This is a genomic window from Bradyrhizobium sp. HKCCYLR20261 (genome assembly GCF_051168435.1).
Classification (GTDB): Bacteria; Pseudomonadota; Alphaproteobacteria; order Rhizobiales; family Xanthobacteraceae; genus Bradyrhizobium.
The window spans coordinates 1-16,687 of sequence record NZ_JBNPUZ010000025.1 but is presented as its reverse complement, the minus strand read 5'-3'; the positions used below and the strand labels follow the sequence as shown (position 1 = coordinate 16,687).

The window sequence follows — 16,687 nt, the reverse complement described above, 5'->3', positions numbered from 1 at the left end:
TAGACCACGTTTCGTCCGGTGTGGAAAGGTCGCGGCGCTCAACCCCACCCTGCGCTGATGCCGCCATCGACGGTATAGATCACGCCCGACGTGTAGCCGGCGCGGTCGGACGCCAGGAACGCCATGAGGTCTGCGATCTCGCGCGGATGGGCCGGGCGGCCGAGCGGCAGGCCTTTCTGGAATTCCGTGTAACGGCTCTCGTCGCCGAACTGCTGTTTGGCGCGGGTCTTCAGCAGGGTGACGTGGCGGTCGGTGCCGACCGGGCCGGGATTGATGCCGACGACGCGGATGTTGTCGGCGAGGCTCTTGGAGCCGAGCGCGCGGGTGAAGGCCATCAGCGCCGCGTTGCCGGCGCTGCCGCAGATGTAGTTGGCGTCGAACTTCTCGCCCGCCGCGCCGATGTCGTTGACGATGACGCCCGAGCCGCGCGCCTTCATCTGCGCGTAGACCAGCCGCGTCAGGTTGATGAAGCCGAACACCTTCAGGTCCCAGGCGTGCCGCCACGCCGCCTCGTCGATCTTGTCGATCGGCCCGCCCGGAATGTCGCCGGCATTGTTGACGAGGATGTCGATATCGGCGGCCTCATGCGCCAGCCGCGTGACATCTTCGGATTTGCGCAGGTCGACGACATGCGCGGCCGCATCGATCTGGTGCTTGGAGCGGAGCTGCTCGACCAGCGCCGACAGCCGGTCGGCGCTGCGCGCGGCGAGGCGGACATGACAGCCTTCCTCGGCGAATGCTTCCGCCGCCGCGGCGCCGATGCCCTTGGACGCACCGGTGATGAGAACGCGCTTGCCGCGCAGATGAAGGTCCATGGCAACTCTCGCTGATGGGGGAGACCGGATTGTCTTGCGCGATTGTCTTGCGCGTCAGCCATGCGGTCAATCCCGCACCGCAGCGTTGCGCTTGCCTGCCGTTTGGTCCATTCAGGCGATCGGCGATTTCGGCCGGGACGACCGGCGACAATGTGAGGATCCGCTCGATGAGCAAGAAGCCCTATCGCATCGCAGTCATTCCCGGCGACGGCATCGGCAAGGAGGTCATGCCCGAGGGGCTGCGCGTGATCGAGGCGGCCGCCAAGAAGCACGGCGTCGCGGTGCAGTTCGATCATTTCGACTTCTCGAGCTACGACTACTACGAGAAGCACGGCCAGATGATGCCGGACGACTGGAAGACGCAGATCGGCAGCCATGACGCGATCTATTTCGGCGCGGTCGGCTGGCCGGCCAAGATCGCCGACCACGTCTCGCTGTGGGGCTCGCTGATCAAGTTCCGCCGCGAGTTCGATCAGTACGTCAATCTGCGCCCCGTGCGTTTGATGCCCGGCGTGCCGTCGCCGCTGGCGGGCCGCAAGCCCGGCGACATCGATTTCTGGGTGGTGCGCGAGAACACCGAAGGCGAGTACTCCTCTGTCGGCGGCCGCATGTTCCCGGACACCGACCGCGAGTTCGTCACGCAGCAGACGGTGATGACCCGCACCGGCGTCGACCGCATCCTGAAGTTCGCGTTCGAGCTGGCGCAGTCGCGTCCGAAGAAGCATCTGACCTCGGCGACCAAGTCCAACGGCATCTCGATCACGATGCCGTATTGGGACGAGCGGGTCGAGGCGATGGCCAAGAACTATCCGGGCGTGAAGTGGGACAAGTACCACATCGACATCCTCACCGCGAACTTCGTGCTGCATCCCGACTGGTTCGACGTCGTCGTCGGCTCCAATCTGTTCGGGGACATCCTGTCGGATCTGGGACCTGCCTGCACCGGCACCATCGGCATCGCGCCGTCGGGCAACATAAATCCCGAGCGCAATTTCCCGTCGGTGTTCGAGCCGGTGCACGGCTCGGCGCCCGACATCGCGGGGCAGGGGATCGCCAACCCGATCGGCATGATCTGGTCGGGCGCGATGATGCTGGAGCATCTGGGGGAGAAGACCGCGGCGCAGTCGATCGTCGGTGCGATCGAGCGGACGCTCGCCGAGCGGACGCTGCGGACGCGGGATCTCGGCGGGAATGCGGATACGGTCGCGTGCGGCAAGGCTGTCGCGGAGATGGTGGATTAGTTTCGTTGGCGTCGGTCGCCCCGGCGAACGCCGGGGCCCATAACCACCGGCCGTTGTTGTGGCTACCGGTCTCTGCCACCGTTCGCTCCTGATCAATCACGCGGCATGGGTCCCGGCGTTCGCCGGGACGACCGTGGTTGTTCAGGTCGCAACTCGGCCCACAGCGTCATTGCGAGGAGCGCAGCGACGAAGCAATCCAAGGGCGTCGCGGGACTCTGGATTGCTTCGCTGCGCTCGCAATGACGAAGAGGTCGTAGGGTGGGCAAAGGCGCGGCTCTGCTGCATCTCTACACGCAGTCGCGATGGCGCCGTGCCCACCGTCTTGCCGCGAGTGCGCTGATCGATGGTGGGCACGCTGCCGCCTGCGGCGGCTGCTTTGCCCACCCTATGCGTCAACAACTACGTCTTCGCCACCCTTCGGCAATGCTCCCAGGCGGCGTGGATCAGGTTCTCGCTGGCCTCGGGCGTGCGGAAGGCGGAGTGCGCGGAGAGCGTCACGTTGGGGATGGTCGTCAGCACGTGATCCGCCGGCAGCGGCTCGGTGGTGAAGACGTCCAAGCCGGCGTGGCGGATGTGGCCGGAGCGGAGCGCCTCGATCATCGCGGTTTCGTCGACGATGGCGGCGCGGGCGGTGTTGACGAAGATCACGCCGGGCCGCATCTGCGCGATGCGCTCGCGCGACAGGAAGCCGCGGGTTTCGTCATTGAGCAGGAGATGCAGCGAGACGACGTGGCTGGTCGCCAGCAACTGATCGAGCGACACGAACTCCACAGCCGGATGGCTCTTCGGCGAGCGGTTCCAGGCGATCACCTTCATGCCGCTGCCCGACGCAATGCGCGCGACCTCGGCGGCGATGCCGCCGAAGCCGATCAGGCCGAGCGTCTTGCCGGTGAGCTGCATGCCGTCGTCGCGCAGCCAGTTGCCGGCGCGCATCTCGCGGTCCATCTGCGCGATGCCGCGGGCCGAGGCCCACATCAGCGCGATGGCGGCCTCCGCCACAGCGGTGTCGCCATAGCCCTTGATCAGGTGGACGGTGATGCCGAGCTCGGCGAGCTCGTCCGGGTTCATGTAGCTGCGCGCGCCGGTGCCGAGGAAGACGACGTGCTTCAGGTTCTTGCACTGCTTGGCGACGTCCGTCGGCAGCGCGGTGTGGTCGACGATGCCGATCTCGGCGCCGTCGAGGATGGCCGGCCAGTCCTCCGGCTTGATATCGGGATCGAGATGCACGCGCATCTCGGGATCGCCGGGCTGGCGCTGGCGGTCGAAGATCTCGGCGAGCGACGAGTTGGCGTCGATGAATACTCCGCGCACGGGGTGGTCTCCTTGTATGAAGGCTCCAGAGGGCCGCGCGGACAAAGGTGCGCTCCCTCTCCCCTTGTGGGGGAGGGGTGGGGAGGGGGGTAGCTCCGGGCGAGACTGCCCGTGTGGCCCCCCACCCCCGACCCCTCCCCGCAAGGGGGAGGGGAGCTCAGCGTGCCCGCGCGATTCAGGCTTGTGATTGATAACTAATAGATCCGTGGAGCTGATTGAATCAGCCCGTCACGACGCCACACCCGCCAGCGACAGCACCGTGTGTAGCAGCACATTCGCTCCCGCCGCGCAGTCGGACTGCGTGGCGTCCTCGAGCTCGTTGTGGCTGATGCCGTCCTTGCAGGGGACAAACACCATCGCCGCGGGCATGATGGTGTTGAGGTTGCAGGCGTCGTGGCCGGCGCCCGAGGTGATGCGGCGGTGCGAGTAGCCGAGCGTGCCGGCGGCGCGCTCGACGGCGTCGACCAGCTTGGGATCGAAATGCGTCGGCGGCTTGCGCCAGACCTGGTCGATCGCGATCTCGACCTTGCGCTTCTTCGAAATCTCGCCGGCGGCGGCGCGCAGGCTGGCATCGAGCGCCTCAAGCGTGTCGGCATTGGCGCTGCGGCAGTCGATGGTGAAGGCGATTTCGCCGGGGATGACGTTGCGCGAGGGATTGGCGATCACGGCCTCGCCGATGGTCGCCACCGCGTTCGGCCCGAGCTTGATCGCGATCTGCTCCAGCGTCAGCGCGAACTCCGACAGCGTCAGCAGCGCGTCGCGGCGCAGCGGCATCGGCGTCGAGCCGGCGTGGCTCTCGAAGCCCGTGATCTTGCCGTCGTACCAGAACACGCCCTGGCCGTGATCGACCACGCCGATGGTCTTGTTCTCGGCCTCCAGGATCGGACCCTGCTCGATATGCAGCTCGACGAACCCGGAGAATTTCTGGGTGCCGACCTTGGTCTCGCCGCGATAGCCGATGCCATCCAGCGCCTCGCCGACGGTCGTGCCCTCGGCATCCTTGCGCGACAGAATGTCCTCGACGGTGAAGTCGCCGACGTAAGCCGCCGAGGCCATCATCGCCGGCGCGAAGCGCGAGCCTTCCTCATTGGTCCAGTTGACGATGCACAGCGGCGCGTCGGTCTCGATGCCGGCGTCGTTGAGCGTGCGGATCACTTCGAGCGCGCCGAGCGTGCCCAGAATGCCGTCGAACTTGCCGCCGGTCGGCTGGGTGTCGAGATGCGAGCCGAGCCCGACAGGGGCTTTCGACATGTCGCGACCCTTGCGAAGTGCGAACATCGAGCCGAGCGCATCGACATGCACCTCGAGCCCGGCGTCCTCGCACGCTTTCCGGAACCAGTCGCGGACCTGCTTGTCCTCCTGGCTCAGGGTCAGCCGGCGCACGCCGCCCTTCGGCGTGCCGCCGAATTTGGCAGTCTCGTGGATGCTGTCCCAGAGGCGGGCGGAATCGATCTGCAGATTGGTGACGGCGCGGCTCATGCTTGAAATCCCTGTACTCCGGCATCCTGTCCATCGCGCGCCGCGACGAGCGCGTCAACCGATGCGGCGGGATGGCTGGCCGTCTGCGCCGTCCGGGCTGCCAACTCGGCAACGCGTTCGATCGCGACCATCTCGGGCGACGACAGCCAGCTCGCGGTGAAGGTCAGCGGCGGAATGCGCAGGTCGGTTTTCAGCTCCTGCAGGCGCCCGCTCTCGATCTCATGCGCCACGATCGCAGCGGGAATCACGGCGACGCCGAGGCCCTCGATCGCCATGTGGATCACCGTCGCCAGCGAGGCGCTGGCGTGCAGCCGCATCGGCGGCAGATGCGGGCGATTGAACAGCGAGCGGACGTTGTCATAGGGCTGGGTGTTGCGCGGGAAGGTGATGATCGGGAAGCGCGCCATCTGCTCGGCCGTCACCACGCCCGTGCCGAAGCCGAGGGCAGGGCTGGCAAGGAAGCTGATCGGATAATCGCACAGCACGCGGCTGCGGATGCCCGACTCCGAGGGGGCGCCGAGCGCGAAGGCGAGCTCGATCTCCTGGGCCAAAAGCCGCGCGTGAAGATGGGGCGTGACGTCAACCTCGATCTCCAAAGAGAGATTGGGATAGCTCTCATTGACGCTCTTGATCAGCCGCGGCAGCCAGTCGTGCACGATGGTCTCGGCGACGCCGAGCCGGAGCACGCCGCGCATCGCCGAGCGGTCGCCAACCTCGGCCAGCATTTCCGCGCGCAGGCCGATCAGCTTCTCGGCATAGACCAGCATCTGCCGTCCGACCGCGGTCGGCGAGGCCACGCGGTGGTCGCGGTTGAGCAGCTTGACGCCGAGCTCGCGCTCGAGCTGGGCGATGCGCTGGGAGATTGCCGGCTGGGTGGTATTGAGGCGCTGCGCGGCGCCGCGGAAGCTGCCGAGCTTGACCACCCAGAGAAAGGTCTCGATGGAACGGAAATCCAACATCAGGCCCGCCTCGGATCAATTTGTTTTATCGATCCTGATTAAAAACGAAGATTAGACTTTATAGCATGGCTGATGTTGAGTGAGTTTGTCGAGATATTAGGCAAATGGCTCAAATGACTGTTTCTGCGGCATTGCAGCAATCGGCGGGCGGAGCAGAGCTTCTCCCCAGCCATCAGGCCCGCCTGGATTATCGCACCGGCAAGGGCTGGAGCACGGCCGGGGTTGCCAATGGCTTCGTCCAGGGCAATCTCGCGATCATCCCGGAGCAGTACGCCGGCGCCTTCCACCGCTTCTGCCAGCTCAATCCGAAGCCGTGCCCGATCATCGGCATGTCCGATCCGGGCAATCCTCATATTCCGGCACTCGGCGCCGATCTCGATATCCGCACCGACGTGCCGCGCTATCGCGTCTGGCGCGACGGCGAGATGGTCGAGGAGCCGACCGATCTGATGGCGCATTGGCGCGACGGCCTCGTCACCTTCGTGCTCGGCTGTTCGTTCTCGTTCGAAGAGGCGCTGATGGCCGACGGCCTGCCGATCCGGCACATCGAGCAGGGCTGCCGCGTGCCGATGTACCGCACCAACATCGCCTGCACGCCGTCCGGCCCGTTCGCCGGTCCCATGGTGGTGTCGATGCGCCCGTTCAAGCCGGCGCAGGCGATTCGCGCGGTGCAGATCACGACGCGCTTTCCTGCCGTGCACGGCGCGCCGGTGCATCTCGGCCTGCCGGAGCAGATCGGAATCGCCGATATCAACAAGCCTGACTACGGTGACCCGGTGCCGGTGGGCGCGGACGAAATTCCCGTATTCTGGGCCTGTGGCGTGACTCCGCAGGCGGTGATCGCGGCGGCGAAGCTGCCGTTCGCCATCACGCATGCGCCGGGGCTGATGCTGATTACCGATCTCCGGAACAAGGATCTCGCCGTCCTCTAATCAGGCAGCCATGCTGCTAATTGAGCCTTTACCGCCGACCTCAACCGCTTCATCGATGCGCTTTCATCAGAGGATCTTCTCATGACCATCACGCGCCGTAACGTCCTGCTTGGAGCCACCGCTGCCGCCGCCCTCGGGCCGATCGCCGCCCGCGCGCAGACCTCCGAGGTGAAGATCGGCGTCATCTATCCGTTCTCCGGCGCCAGCGCGCAGATCGGCGTCGACGCGCAGCGCGCGTTCGAGACCGCGGCCGAGATCATCAACGGCAAGTATGATTTCGACCTGCCGCTCGCCCGCACCGAGGGCCTGCCGGGCCTCGGCGGCGCCAAGATCAAGCTGGTGTTCGCCGACCACCAGGCCGACCCGCAGAAGGGCCGTGCCGAGGCCGAGCGCCTGATCACGCAGGAAAAGGTCGCCGCCGTCATCGGTTCCTATCAGAGCGCGGTCGCGGTCACCGCGAGCCAGATCTGCGAGCGCTACCAGATCCCGTATCTCTCCGCCGACAATTCCTCGCCGAGCCTGCATCGCCGCGGCCTGAAGTATTATTTCCGCGCGGCCCCGCATGACGAGATGTTCTCGCAGGCGATGTTCGACTTCTTCGACGCGATGAAGAAGAAGGGCACCAAGATCGACACGCTCGCGCTGTTCCACGAGGACACCATCTTCGGCACCGATTCGAGCAACGCCCAGCTCAAGCTGGCCCAGGAGCGCGGCTACAAGGTGGTCGCCGACATCAAGTACCGCGCCAATTCGCCGTCGCTGTCGGCCGAGGTGCAGCAGCTCAAGGCGGCGAATGCCGACGTGCTGATGCCGTCGAGCTACACCACCGACGGCATCCTGCTGGTGAAGACCATGGCCGAACTCGGCTACAAGCCGAACGCGATCGTGGCGCAGGACGCCGGCTTCTCAGAGAAGGCGCTGTATGACGCGGTCGGCGACAAGCTCGAAGGCGTGATCTCGCGCGGCTCGTTCTCGCTCGACCTCGCCGCCAAGCGGCCGATGGTCGGCAAGATCAACGACATGTTCAAGGCCAAGTCGGGCAAGGACTTCAACGACTACTCGTCGCGCCAGTTCATGGGCCTGATCGTGATGGCCGATGCCATCAACCGCGCCAAGTCCACCGACGGCGAGAAGATCCGTGACGCGCTCGCTGCGACCGACATGCCGGGCGACCAGACCATCATGCCGTGGAAGCGCGTGAAGTTCGACGAGAACGGCCAGAACAACGACGCCGATCCGGTGCTGCTGCAATATGTCGGCGGCAAGTTCGTCACGATCTTCCCCACCCAGGCCGCCGTGGCGGAAGCCAGCTGGCCGATGAAGTAACTACCTTCCGCCCGAGGGGCGGGAAGACCATGGCGGAGCATCTGTCGTGCTCCGTCATTGCGAGGAGCGCAGCGACGAAGCAATCCAGGGGCCGCAGAGAAGGGCTGGATTGCTTCGCTTCGCTCGCAATGACGGGGGAGCAAGTGAAGTGACAGCAGAAACAATCATCCAAAGTCTCGCCAGCGGCCTGTTGATGGGCCTGCTCTACGGCCTGATCGCCGTAGGGCTGGCGCTCATCTTCGGCCTGATGGACGTCGTGAACTTCGCGCATGGCGAGTTCCTGATGATCGCGATGTACGCGACCTTCTTCTTGTTCGCGTATTTCGCGCTCGATCCGCTGCTGTCGGCGCCGATCGTCGCGGCCGGATTGTTCGTCTTCGGCGCGGTGGTCTATCTGCTGATCGTCAGATTTGCGGTGAGGGCCAAGGCCAACACCGGCATGGTGCAGATCTTCTCCACCTTTGGCCTGGCGGTGCTGATGCGCGGCGTGGCGCAGTATTTCTTCACCCCGGACTATCGCAGCATTCCGCACTCCTATCTGGGCGGCAAGACGATCTCGATCGCCGGCATCTATCTGCCGCAGCCGCAACTGGTCGGCGCGCTGATCGCGATCGCGGCGTTCGCCGGCCTGTACTTCTTCATCCACCGTACCGATTTCGGCCGCGCGCTGGAGGCGACGCGTGAGGATGCCGGCGCAGTGGCGCTGGTCGGCATCGACAAGAACAAGGTGTTCGCCCTCGGCTGGGGCTTGGGCGCAGCGCTGGTCGGCCTGGCCGGCGCGGTCATGGCGATCTTCTTCTACGTCTTCCCGGATGTCGGCGCGTCGTTCGCGACCATCGCCTATGTCACGGTGGCGCTCGGCGGCTTCGGCAGCGTGTTCGGCGCCTTCGCGGGCGGCATCGTGGTCGGCCTCGTCGAGGCCATCACCACGCTCATCCTGCCCCCGTCGCTGAAGACCGTCGGCATCTACGGCGTCTATCTCCTCGTCGTCTTCGTCCGCCCGCGCGGCCTGTTCGGATCGATCTGATGGACAAGGCATTCATTCAACGTCGCCGGCGCGACCTCATCCTCGCCGCGTTCCTTGCGGCCATCGCGGCCGCCGTGCCGTTCTTCGTCAAGGACGTCTACGTCCAGAACATCATGGTACTGACCCTGATGTACGCGGCGCTGTCGCAGAGCTGGAACATCCTGTCCGGCTATTGCGGCCAGATCTCGCTCGGCCACGCGCTCTACTTCGGTCTCGGCGCCTACACCACCGCGATCCTGTTCACCAAGTTCGGCGTGCTGCCGTGGTTCGGCATGCTCGCCGGCGGCCTGATCTCCGCTGTGATCGCGATGGCGCTGGGCTATCCCTGCTTCCGGCTCGGCGGCCATTATTTCGTGATCGCGACCATCGTCATCGCGGAGATCACGCTGCTGTTGTTCCAGAACTGGGATTGGGCCGGGGCCGCGCTCGGCATCGACATTCCGGTCCGGCGCGACTCCTGGCTGACGTTCCAGTTCACCCGCTCGAAGCTGCCATACTTCTACTTTGCGCTAGCGCTGGCCTGCGTCGCCTGGTTCGTCACCTGGTGGCTGGAGGATTCCAAGTGGGGCTATTGGTGGCGCGCGGTGAAGGACAATCCCGTCGCGGCCGAGAGCCTCGGCGTCGACGTCTTCAACTCCAAGATGGGCGCGGCGGCGGTGTCGGCGTTCCTGGTGGCGATCGGCGGCAGCTTCTATGCGCAGTTCGTCAGCTACATCGATCCCGAGAGCGTGATGGGCTTCCAGTTCTCGCTGCTGATGGCGCTGCCGGCCGTGCTCGGCGGGATCGGCACCCTGTGGGGCCCGATGCTCGGCGCCGTGATCCTGATCCCGCTGACCGAGCTGACGCGCTCCTATATCGGCGGCTCCGGCCGTGGCGTCGACCTGATCGTCTATGGCGGCCTGATCATCGCGATCTCGCTGGCGCGGCCGCAAGGCCTGGTCAGCCTGTTCTCCCGCAAGCCGAAGCCGGCGGCTCAGCCGGCGCGAGAGGCGGTGGCGTCATGACCGCTTTGTTGGAAACCCGCAACATCACCCAGCGCTTCTCCGGCCTGACAGCAAACTCCGACGTCTCGATCTCGGTCGGGCGCGGCGAGATCGTCGGCCTGATCGGTCCGAACGGCGCCGGCAAGTCGACCCTGTTCAACCTGATCGCCGGCGCGTTCAAGCCGACCGAAGGCCAGATCCTGTTCGACGGCGAGGACGTCACCGCGCTGCCGGCGGCCGAACGCTGCCAGCGCGGCATCGGCCGCACCTTCCAGGTCGTCAAGAGCTTCGAGAGCATGACGGTGATCGAGAACGTCATCGTCGGCTCCCTGGTGCGCACCACCAACATGCGCGACGCCCGCCGCAAGGCGCACGAGGTGCTGGCGTTCTGCGGCCTCGATGCGCGGGCCGACGTGCTGGCGAGCGATCTCGTGCCGTCGGAGAAGCGACGCTTAGAGGTGGCGCGCGCGCTTGCGACCGAGCCGAAGCTGCTGCTGCTCGACGAGGTGCTGACCGGTCTGACGCCGGTCGAATCGCAGAAGGGCGTCGAGCTCGTGCGCCGCGTGCGCGACACCGGCATTACGGTGCTGATGGTCGAGCACGTCATGGAGATCGTGATGCCGCTGGTCGACCGCGCCATCGTGCTCGACCTCGGCAAGGTGCTGATCGAGGGCAAGCCTACGGACGTCGTCCGCGATCCCAAAGTCATTTCCGCCTATCTTGGAGACCGCCATGCTGTCGGTGCGTGACGTCACCACCGCCTATCAGGGCCTGGTTGCGATCTCGAACGTCTCGATCGACGTCGAGAAGGGCGAGATCGTCTGCGTCGCCGGCGCCAATGGCGCGGGCAAGTCGACCTTGCTGAAATCGATCGCCGGCGCCGAGCGGCCGCGCGCCGGCAGCGTCACCTTCGACGGCCACCGCATCGACGGCATGGCGCAGCATCTGATCACGGCCAAGGGCATCGCCTATGTGCCCGAGAACCGCCGGCTGTTTCCGCGGCTGTCGGTGCGCGACAATCTCCGGCTCGGCAGCTATCTCTATCGCAGCGAGGCCAATCGCGAGGAGCCGCTGGAGTTCGTGTTCAAGCTGTTCCCGCGCTTGTCGGAGCGGCTGGAGCAGCGCGCCGAGACCTTGTCCGGCGGCGAGCAGCAGATGCTGGCGATCGGCCGCGCGCTGATGACGCGGCCGCGGCTGCTGATGCTCGACGAGCCGTCGCAGGGCATCATGCCAAAGCTGGTGGATGAGATCTTCCAGGCCGTGAAGAAAATCCGCGACGCCGGCATGACCGTGCTGATCGTCGAGCAGCGTATGGCGGAGTGTTTGGAGATCGCGGATAGGGCGTACATCCTGCAGACGGGCCGCGTGCTGATGCAGGGCACGGCCGCGGAGATCAGCGGCAACAAGGACGTGCGGAAGGCATATCTAGGGCTGTGAGGCGCCAGAGGTCTCGAGTGTAGCGACGCAATCCAAGGGGCGTTCCTGTAGCCCCTGGATCGCGTCGCTTTGCTCGCGATGACGGAGTATGAGGGACGTTCGGTGCCCGCCACAACCGTCATTGCGAGCGTAGCGACGCAATCCAGGGGCCAAGGCCAAGCTCTCTCGTTGAAGAGGGCGTCGAGCGATAGCGGTGAGTGTTCACCCGTCCTGCCCTAAACCATCCCCTTGCCCGCATCCGACCCCTGCCGGCGCTGGCGGGCCTGGAGCACCAGGATCACCGACAGCGCGGCGAAGATCACCACGAAGGACACCGCTGACGTCAGAGTGCCCAGCGCGTAGATGTCCGGCTTGGTCACGGTCGTGGTCAGCCCCTGCAGTTCCAGCGGCAGCGTGTTCACCGAGCCGATGGCCTGGCTCGAACGGGCGAGTTCGTCCCAGGACAGCGTGAAGCCGAACAGGCCGATGCCGACGACCGACGGCAGGATGATCGGCAGCACGACGTGGCGGAAGGTCTGCCAGGGGGTGGCGCCGAGGTCGCGGGCGGCTTCTTCGAGGCGGCCGTCGAAGCGGTTGAAGATCGCGAACATGATCAGGAGGCCGAACGGCAATGTCCACGTCAGGTGCGCCCCTAAGCCCGACGTGAACAGGCCCATCGCCGTGGTATGGCCCTCGGCCAGCCAGCCCAGGCCGTAGTCGGCGGCGTGCTTGTTGATGAAATCGTCGATCAGGCGGAATTCCAGCGCAATGCCGAGCGAGGTGATAATCGAGGGCATGATCAGGCTCGCGATCGCCGTATAGAAAAGGATCGAGGCGCCGCGGAACGGCTTTCGGAATGCCATGCCGGCGGCGACCGACAGCACCACGGTGATGACCATCACCACGAGGCCGAGCGCCAGCGAGCGCTTGAAGGCGGCGCCGATGTCGACGATGCCGCCGCCGGAAAACACTTTTCCGAACCAGGTCAGTGACACGCCGTTCATCGGGAACGTCAGACCACCGTCGGGGCCCTGGAACGACAGGATGTAGATCGCGATCATCGGGCCGTACAGGAACAGCACATAGGCCGTGAAGAACAGCGCGAGGATGTAGAAGGAGCGCGGGCGCTTGTCTCCCATCTCTCAGAGCTCCTTGCGCACGTCGACGATCCGCGTCAGCGCGGAGATGATGATGATGGTGATGCCGAGCAGGATCACGGCGTTGGCCGCGGCGGCGGGGAACTGCAGCGCCGACAGGCGCGCCTCGATGATCTTGCCGGCGGAGGCGATCTGCTGGCCGCCCATCACGCCGATGGTGACGAAATCGCCCATCACGATGGTGATGACGAAGATCGAGCCGATCACGATGCCGGGCTTCGACAGGGGAATGACGATGTTGACCAGAGTCTGCCAGCCGGACGCGCCGGCGTCATAGGCGGCCTCGATCAGGCGCTTGTCGATGCGGATCATCGAATTGAAGATCGGCACCACCATGAAGAAGGTGAACAGGTGCACCAGCGCCAGCACGACGGAGAATTCGGAGAACAGCAGCCATTCGATCGGCTTGTTGATGACACCGGCGCCGACCAGCCCCTGATTGACGAGGCCGTTGCGGCCGAGCAGGGGGATCCAGGCGATCATGCGGATGACGTTCGAAGTCCAGAACGGGATCGTGCACAGCAAAGACAGCACGATCTGCCAGGTCTTGCTGCGGACATGGAAGGCGAGAAAGTAGGCGACCCAGAAGCCGATCATCAAGGTCAGGGCCCAGGTCAGCAGGCACAGCTTCAAGGTCTTCAGGTAGGTCTTCAGGATGGTGCACAGCTCGGGCAGGTTGGCGACGCAGCCCTCGAACGTATCGGTGTAGCCGCGGAAGCTGAGCGCCGGAATCATCTCATATTCATTGTAGTCCCAGACGCTGACGATCACGACGAGCACGAGCGGCAGCAGGAAGAACAGCGCGAACACCAGCGTCATGGGCCCCGCTTGCAGCCAGGCGATCGAGCGCGTGGTCATCTTGCGCAGCGTGCTCTGCGCGGGCGCGAGCGTTTCGGGCGAATTGTCGATCGTCACGGCCAAGGGAGATACCTGTCGTCTGGTCGCGAATGCCTTGAGCGGCTGAGAAAATCTGCCGCGCCCACGACCAGCGCGGGCGCGGCAGTAATGGCGGTCACATCAGGCGGCGATGAACTCGTTCCACTTGCGGACCATGTAGTCGTTCTCGTCCATGACGGCGTTCCAGCACACGACGCCGCCCATGCGGTCGTCATAGGAGCCGCCGTCGCGCACCGCGCCGGCCTTCTCCATCAGGGTGCCGTCCGGCGCCTTGATGTCGCTCTTCGCCGGCTTGCCTTCCATCCAGTAGCCCCACTCGTCCTCGGTCATGTTGGCCTTGGCGGTGGAGAGCACGGCCGAGTAGTAGCCCTGGCGGTTGAGGTAGGCGCCGGCCCAGCCGGACAGGTACCAGTTGACGAACTCATAGGCCCAGTCGAGCTTCGGGCTGCCGCCGACGGCCTTGGAGACGCAGAAGCCGGAAGCCCAGGAGCGGTAGCCTTCCTTCAGCGGCTGGAAGGTGCAGGCGATGCCCATCGAGCGCACCTTGGTGACGGCCGGCGACCACATCGACTGGATCACCGTCTCGCCCGAAGCCATCAGGTTGACCGACTCGTTGAAGTCCTTCCAGAACGCGCGGAACTGGCCGGCCTTCTTGGCCTCGGTCAGCACCTTCATCGTGAGGTCGATCTCGGCCTTGGTCATGTTGCCCTTGTCGGCATATTTGTATTGGCCGGTCGCCTCGACGACGAGGGCGGCGTCCATGATGCCGATCGAGGGGATGTTGAGGATCGAGGCCTTGCCCTTGAACTCGGGGTTAAGCAGCTCGGCCCAGGAGTTAATCGGGCGCTTGATGAGGTCGGGGCGGATGCCGAGCGTGTCGGCGTTGTAGACCGTCGGAATCAGGGTGACGAATTCGGTGGGTGTCGCCGAGAAGGTCTTGGAGTTCGCGCCCTCGAGATACAGCACCTTCCAGGGCGCGGTGCCCTGGCCGCCGATCTTCTTGCCGTTCGGCAGCTCGCCCTTGGTGAACACGGGCGTGATGTTGTTGAACTCCTTGATCTTGCGCGCATCGAGCGGAAAGATGTTGCCCGAGGGCACCAGCTTCTTCAGCGAGAAATATTCCGTGTCGAGCACGTCGAACGAGTTCGGCTGGGTGATGACGCGCTTGGTGACGTCGTCGGTCGTCGCCGTGATGTATTCGATCTTGATGCCGGTGTCGGCGAGGCACTTCTTGGCGATCTCGTCGCCCTCGTTCACGGCGGTGCCGAGATAGCGCAGCACCTTCGGATCGGCGGCGTGCACGTAGGGCGCGCTGAGCAGCGTGCCCGTGCCGGCGAGACCGGCGACGCCGGCCGCGCCCTTCAGCAGCGAGCGGCGGCTGATGGGTGTCTTTTTCGATCGATCAGTCATGATCATCTCCTTGATCATCTTCTTGGGATAGAAAACGAGAAAGCGAAATCAGGCGAGAAAATCAGGCCACGAGTTCTGCGGCCGGTGCGGCGGCAGCAGCGGGGCGGGGCGTCAGCGCGTCGGCCTGCGCCGGATTCCAGGTTACGACGACGCGCTCGCCGATGACGTGGGTCTCCGCGTCGAACTGGTCGTCGCTGAGCTGGGCCGAAATTTCAGGGCCGCCGTCGGTCGCGACCGCGATCAGCACATACGTGCCCTGATACTCGATCTTGCTGATCGTGCCGGGCACGGCAGGACCGTCGATCGCGGCGTTCGGCGCCTTCAACTGGATGCGGTCGACACGCACGGCGAACGTTTCGCCCATGAGCGGGATCACGTTGTGGCCGCCGATGAAGCGGGCGGCGAATTCGGTGCGGGGATGGTTGAAGATCTCGCGCGGGCTGCCCTGCTGCTCTATCTTGCCGCCATTCATCAGCACCACGAGATCGGACAGCGCCATCGCCTCGTCCTGGCCATGGGTGACATGGATGAAGGTGAGGCCGAGTTCGCGCTGCAGCCGCTTCAGCTCGGCGCGCATGCGCAGCCGCAGGAACGGATCGAGCGCCGACAAGGGCTCGTCGAGCAGCAGGATCTGCGGCGAGGTGATCAGCGCGCGCGCCAGCGCGACGCGCTGCTGCTGGCCGCCGGAGAGCTGCGCCGGCAGGCGGCCGGCATAGCTCTGCATGTCCACCAGTTCGAGCAGTTCGCGCGCTTTCGCGTGACGCTCGGGCTTCGACACGCCCTTCATCTTCAGCGCGAAGGCGACGTTGTCGATCACCGAGAGATGCGGAAACAGCGCGTAGGACTGGAACATCATCGCGGTGCCGCGGCCCGCGGGCGGCAGCTCGGTGACGTTCTTGGCGCCGACGATGATGTCGCCTGATGTGGCGGACTCATGGCCCGCGATCATGCGCAGGGTCGAGGTCTTGCCGCAGCCGGACGGGCCGAGCAGGCAGCAATAGGAGCCGGCGGGAATCCGCAGGTCGATTGCGTCGACGGCGGTGACGTGACCATACATCTTCGTCACCTTCACCAGTTCCAAGCTCGCGCCCGCCGCCATCCGCCCTCCACATTCTTTGATCGTGACCGAGACCCGGGCATGACTCATGGGTCGCACGTTCGGGCGCCCGGCTCCCGACCTGCGTGGTGTCTGCAACGGGTATGCCAATGACCGGCAGCCGGATTGCCATGTGCATAAGGAGCGCGCGCTGCGGGCGACGCGTATGCAACAGGCCAGCGCAAGCCGCTTGCCCTGGCGGCCGCCCGGCTCACGCCGGGCGCTCCCTTCAGAAAACAGCGGCAACCACGGCGTTGTGGAGGCACTTTGCCCATTCCTGTCTGTGCACCAGGCGTGTGAAGCGGGCGTCGCTGCAATCGATGGTGGCGATGCCGGTCGCGCCGCCGCGTCGCATTCGCCGGTGTCTGCCTATCGATCGAGCGGCCGCTGCTGGCCTGCGCAGCCAAGCGTTGCCTCAATATTAGGCATTAAAGCTTTCCGGAGGCAAGGCGGACTGACGAGTGACGTCGCGTCCCGCGGCCGTCGTGTCGTCTGAGTGACGGCTCATGAGCCTAGGCGGCCGCTCTCTGCCGCGATCTCAGTCTTACCCTCCCCCTCCAGGGCTACCGGATTCACACATCGCCTCGCGTGAGGAGGTTTGCGCCGCGCTTCATGGCCTGGAACTCAAGCCACCCCTC

At 65.3% G+C, this 16,687-nt stretch carries 15 protein-coding genes; 7 read left to right on the top strand and 8 right to left on the bottom strand.

The features are described from left to right. Window positions 1-38 precede the first annotated feature (38 nt). Window positions 39-815: an SDR family oxidoreductase gene (locus ACQR1L_RS32835; RefSeq protein WP_434862052.1), complete on the bottom strand. Its 777-nt coding sequence runs from the start codon at window positions 813-815 to the stop codon at window positions 39-41. A gap of 167 nt (window positions 816-982) precedes the next feature. Here ACQR1L_RS32835 and ACQR1L_RS32830 point away from each other — a divergent pair, with 167 nt between their 5' ends. Next, window positions 983-2,056 carry a tartrate dehydrogenase gene (locus tag ACQR1L_RS32830; RefSeq protein ID WP_434862051.1) on the top strand — a complete coding sequence of 358 codons (1,074 nt, stop codon included), beginning with the start codon at window positions 983-985 and terminating at the stop codon, window positions 2,054-2,056. Window positions 2,057-2,455: 399 nt separating this feature from the next. On the opposite strand, the gene ACQR1L_RS32825 is transcribed toward ACQR1L_RS32830, so the two are convergent. From ACQR1L_RS32825 to ACQR1L_RS32815, 3 genes are all read right to left on the bottom strand, one after another. Next, complete coding sequence (locus ACQR1L_RS32825) at window positions 2,456-3,367, bottom strand: NAD(P)-dependent oxidoreductase (protein WP_434862050.1); 912 nt, start codon at window positions 3,365-3,367, stop codon at window positions 2,456-2,458. Window positions 3,368-3,595: 228 nt separating this feature from the next. Next, window positions 3,596-4,846, bottom strand: a complete 1,251-nt coding sequence (locus ACQR1L_RS32820; protein WP_434862049.1) for a Zn-dependent hydrolase — start codon at window positions 4,844-4,846, stop codon at window positions 3,596-3,598. Further along, the gene (locus ACQR1L_RS32815) at window positions 4,843-5,805 is read right to left on the bottom strand and encodes a LysR family transcriptional regulator (protein WP_434862048.1); all 963 of its coding nucleotides are present in this window, start codon (window positions 5,803-5,805) and stop codon (window positions 4,843-4,845) included. Before ACQR1L_RS32815 ends, ACQR1L_RS32820 begins: the two co-directional genes overlap by 4 nt. Before the next feature lie 113 nt (window positions 5,806-5,918). Between ACQR1L_RS32815 and ACQR1L_RS32810 the strand changes: the two genes are divergently transcribed. From ACQR1L_RS32810 to ACQR1L_RS32785, 6 genes are all read left to right on the top strand, one after another. Next, the gene (locus tag ACQR1L_RS32810) at window positions 5,919-6,737 is read left to right on the top strand and encodes a putative hydro-lyase (protein WP_434862047.1); all 819 of its coding nucleotides are present in this window, start codon (window positions 5,919-5,921) and stop codon (window positions 6,735-6,737) included. Between the two features lie 81 nt (window positions 6,738-6,818). After that, window positions 6,819-8,063 carry an ABC transporter substrate-binding protein gene (locus ACQR1L_RS32805; protein WP_009031112.1) on the top strand — a complete coding sequence of 415 codons (1,245 nt, stop codon included), beginning with the start codon at window positions 6,819-6,821 and terminating at the stop codon, window positions 8,061-8,063. A gap of 148 nt (window positions 8,064-8,211) precedes the next feature. Beyond that, window positions 8,212-9,090: a branched-chain amino acid ABC transporter permease gene (locus ACQR1L_RS32800; RefSeq protein ID WP_434862046.1), complete on the top strand. Its 879-nt coding sequence runs from the start codon at window positions 8,212-8,214 to the stop codon at window positions 9,088-9,090. Beyond that, window positions 9,090-10,094 carry a branched-chain amino acid ABC transporter permease gene (locus tag ACQR1L_RS32795; protein ID WP_434862045.1) on the top strand — a complete coding sequence of 335 codons (1,005 nt, stop codon included), beginning with the start codon at window positions 9,090-9,092 and terminating at the stop codon, window positions 10,092-10,094. Before ACQR1L_RS32800 ends, ACQR1L_RS32795 begins: the two co-directional genes overlap by 1 nt. Further along, on the top strand, window positions 10,091-10,822 hold the full coding sequence (locus tag ACQR1L_RS32790; RefSeq protein ID WP_008965063.1) for an ABC transporter ATP-binding protein: 732 nt from the start codon (window positions 10,091-10,093) through the stop codon (window positions 10,820-10,822). Before ACQR1L_RS32795 ends, ACQR1L_RS32790 begins: the two co-directional genes overlap by 4 nt. Beyond that, window positions 10,806-11,510 carry an ABC transporter ATP-binding protein gene (locus ACQR1L_RS32785; protein WP_434862044.1) on the top strand — a complete coding sequence of 235 codons (705 nt, stop codon included), beginning with the start codon at window positions 10,806-10,808 and terminating at the stop codon, window positions 11,508-11,510. Before ACQR1L_RS32790 ends, ACQR1L_RS32785 begins: the two co-directional genes overlap by 17 nt. Before the next feature lie 215 nt (window positions 11,511-11,725). On the opposite strand, the gene ACQR1L_RS32780 is transcribed toward ACQR1L_RS32785, so the two are convergent. From ACQR1L_RS32780 to ACQR1L_RS32765, 4 genes are all read right to left on the bottom strand, one after another. Then, window positions 11,726-12,628 (bottom strand): ABC transporter permease, encoded by a 903-nt coding sequence (locus ACQR1L_RS32780; RefSeq protein ID WP_006613776.1) that lies wholly within the window; start codon window positions 12,626-12,628, stop codon window positions 11,726-11,728. Window positions 12,629-12,631: 3 nt separating this feature from the next. After that, a complete protein-coding gene (locus tag ACQR1L_RS32775) occupies window positions 12,632-13,513 on the bottom strand; it encodes an ABC transporter permease (protein ID WP_434862091.1) in 882 nt (293 codons plus the stop codon). A 150-nt stretch (window positions 13,514-13,663) separates the two neighbouring features. Beyond that, a complete protein-coding gene (locus ACQR1L_RS32770; protein ID WP_434862043.1) occupies window positions 13,664-14,953 on the bottom strand; it encodes an ABC transporter substrate-binding protein in 1,290 nt (429 codons plus the stop codon). Between the two features lie 61 nt (window positions 14,954-15,014). Further along, window positions 15,015-16,052, bottom strand: a complete 1,038-nt coding sequence (locus tag ACQR1L_RS32765; RefSeq protein ID WP_434862042.1) for an ABC transporter ATP-binding protein — start codon at window positions 16,050-16,052, stop codon at window positions 15,015-15,017. Window positions 16,053-16,687 lie beyond the last annotated feature (635 nt).

Coding starts and splice junctions, on each gene's coding strand:
- ACQR1L_RS32810 (WP_434862047.1), top strand. CDS start 5,919: ATGACTGTTTCTGCGGCATTGCAGCAATCGGCGGGCGGAGCAGAGCTT.
- ACQR1L_RS32830 (WP_434862051.1), top strand. CDS start 983: ATGAGCAAGAAGCCCTATCGCATCGCAGTCATTCCCGGCGACGGCATC.
- ACQR1L_RS32815 (WP_434862048.1), bottom strand. CDS start 5,805: ATGTTGGATTTCCGTTCCATCGAGACCTTTCTCTGGGTGGTCAAGCTC.
- ACQR1L_RS32790 (WP_008965063.1), top strand. CDS start 10,091: ATGACCGCTTTGTTGGAAACCCGCAACATCACCCAGCGCTTCTCCGGC.
- ACQR1L_RS32785 (WP_434862044.1), top strand. CDS start 10,806: ATGCTGTCGGTGCGTGACGTCACCACCGCCTATCAGGGCCTGGTTGCG.
- ACQR1L_RS32795 (WP_434862045.1), top strand. CDS start 9,090: ATGGACAAGGCATTCATTCAACGTCGCCGGCGCGACCTCATCCTCGCC.
- ACQR1L_RS32805 (WP_009031112.1), top strand. CDS start 6,819: ATGACCATCACGCGCCGTAACGTCCTGCTTGGAGCCACCGCTGCCGCC.
- ACQR1L_RS32770 (WP_434862043.1), bottom strand. CDS start 14,953: ATGACTGATCGATCGAAAAAGACACCCATCAGCCGCCGCTCGCTGCTG.
- ACQR1L_RS32820 (WP_434862049.1), bottom strand. CDS start 4,846: ATGAGCCGCGCCGTCACCAATCTGCAGATCGATTCCGCCCGCCTCTGG.
- ACQR1L_RS32765 (WP_434862042.1), bottom strand. CDS start 16,052: ATGGCGGCGGGCGCGAGCTTGGAACTGGTGAAGGTGACGAAGATGTAT.
- ACQR1L_RS32780 (WP_006613776.1), bottom strand. CDS start 12,628: ATGGGAGACAAGCGCCCGCGCTCCTTCTACATCCTCGCGCTGTTCTTC.
- ACQR1L_RS32835 (WP_434862052.1), bottom strand. CDS start 815: ATGGACCTTCATCTGCGCGGCAAGCGCGTTCTCATCACCGGTGCGTCC.